This is a genomic window from Actinoplanes sp. NPDC049265, assembly GCF_043197135.1.
Taxonomy (GTDB): domain Bacteria; phylum Actinomycetota; class Actinomycetes; order Mycobacteriales; family Micromonosporaceae; genus Actinoplanes.
Window position 1 is genome coordinate 1 of sequence record NZ_JBICSP010000062.1, and the last position, 2,121, is coordinate 2,121.

1 protein-coding gene is annotated in these 2,121 nt (G+C 71.1%); it reads left to right on the forward strand.

Features of this window, described 5'->3' with window-relative positions:
• A partial coding sequence (locus tag ACGFIO_RS44305; protein WP_392837316.1) for an SDR family NAD(P)-dependent oxidoreductase occupies nt 1-2,121 on the forward strand: 2,121 nt, incomplete at both ends.

The window sequence follows — 2,121 nt, forward strand, 5'->3', positions numbered from 1 at the left end:
CAACCACGTCTACGCCGAAGTCACCCTGCCCACCGACCCCGACACCTACACCATCCATCCCGCCCTCCTCGACGCCACACTCCACGCCGGACTCATGGGCCGAATGCTGCCGGAGAGCGATCGGATCCGTCTGCCGTACAGCTGGGAAGGTGTCACGCTGCACGCTGGTGGTGCTTCGATGCTGCGCGTGTCGGTGACAACGGTGGGGGACAACGCGCTGTCGCTTCGCGCCGCGGACGGTACCGGTGCACCGGTGGCCGAAGTGACGTCGCTCTCCATGCTCCCGGCCGATCTGGGATCGCCGGCAGTGAACCAGTCCTCGCTGCTGCGCCTGGAATGGCTCCCGGTGCCGTCGGCGGGCACGGTACCGTCCGCCGCGATCGCGCTGCTCGGCCTCGACCGCTTCGCCCTGCGTCCGGCATCGGGAGCCGGCGCCGACTGGCATCAGGTCACCGATCTGTCCGCAGTGCCCGGCGGCTCGTGCGACGTGGTCGTCTGCATCGAAGGTGATGCTGGGCCGGACGTCGCGGAAGCTGCCCGCGGGGTGTTGTACGGCGCCCTCGAGCTGGTTCAGGAGTGGACGTCCGACGACCGGCTCGCGGACGCCCGGCTGGTCGTGGTGACCCGTCGGGCGGTGATGACCGGAGACAGCGAACCCGTACCCGACCTTGCCGTCGCACCTCTCTGGGGGCTGCTGCGCTCCGCGCAGAACGAGAATCCGGGCAGACTGGTCCTGGTCGATGTGGATGACGACGAACGGTCGCGCGCCGCGCTTCCGTCCGCGCTGGCCGGTGGTGCGACCCAATTCGCCCTGCGCGCCGGGCAGGTGCTGTTGCCGAGGCTGCTCCGAGCGGATCCCGTGGACCGGCCGGAGGCGGCGTCCCCCTGGAGCCCCGCCGGCACCGTACTGATCACCGGTGGTACGGGAACACTCGGCGCGATCTTCGCACGGCACCTGGTCACCAGGCACGCGGTACGGAATCTGATGCTGGTCTCCCGGCGTGGACGAAGTCATCCTGGTGCCGCGGCCCTGATCGACGAGCTGTCCGGGCTGGGCGCCGAGGTGACGGTCGCCGCGTGCGATGTGTCCGACCGAGACGCCCTGTCCGCGCTGCTGGACGGGATTCCGGCGACCCGGCCGCTCTCCGGCGTGGTGCACACGGCCGGGACCCTGGACGACGGCCTGATCTCCGGGATGACGCCGGAGAAGCTCGAAGCCGTGCTGACGCCGAAGCTGGACGCGGCGTGGCTTCTGCACGACCTCACCCGGGATCGGGGCCTGTCCGCGTTCGTGCTGTTCTCCTCGATCATGGGGACGATCGGAAACGCGGGCCAAGGAAACTACGCCGCGGCGAACGGGTTCCTCGACGCCCTCGCTCAGCACCGCCGCGGCACCGGGTTGCCCGCGACCTCGCTCGCGTGGGGGTTCTGGGACGAGCGCACCGGGATGACCGGTGACCTGGACGCCACGGACATCGCCCGGATGGCACGCACCGGACTGAAGCCCCTGCCGACAGCCGAGGGTGTCGCGCTGTTCGACGCGGCGATGGCTGCCGGCGCCGCCACCGTCACCCTGGCCGCGCTCGACGTGGACCAGCTGCGGGCCCAGGCTGCGCAGGCGAGCCTGCCGGAGGTGCTGCGCGGGCTGGTCCGGGCGCGACGTACGGCGACAGCCGTCACCACGACCGGTTCGACGCTCGCCGACGAGCTGGCCGGCCGTCCGGCCGAGGACGTCGACCGCGAACTACTCGAGCTGGTGCGATCGCACGCGGCCACCGTGCTCGGCCACGCCGGCGCCGAGTCGGTGCCGCCGGCCGTCGCGTTCCGCGAGATGGGCTTCGACTCCCTGTCCGCACTGGAGCTGCGCAAGCGGCTCAGCCAGGTGACCGGTCTACGGTTGCCGGCCACCGTGGTGTTCGACCACCCGACGCCGTTCGGCCTCGCTGATTTCCTGCGTGGACAACTGCTGGGTGAGTCCGCCCCGGACAGCGGGCGTGCGGCAGCGGTGCCCGCCGCGGCGACGGATGACGATCCCGTGGTGGTGGTGGGGATGGGGTGTCGGTATCCGGGTGGTGTGGGTTCGGCGGAGGGTTTGTGGGAGTTGGTGGTGTCGGGGCGGGA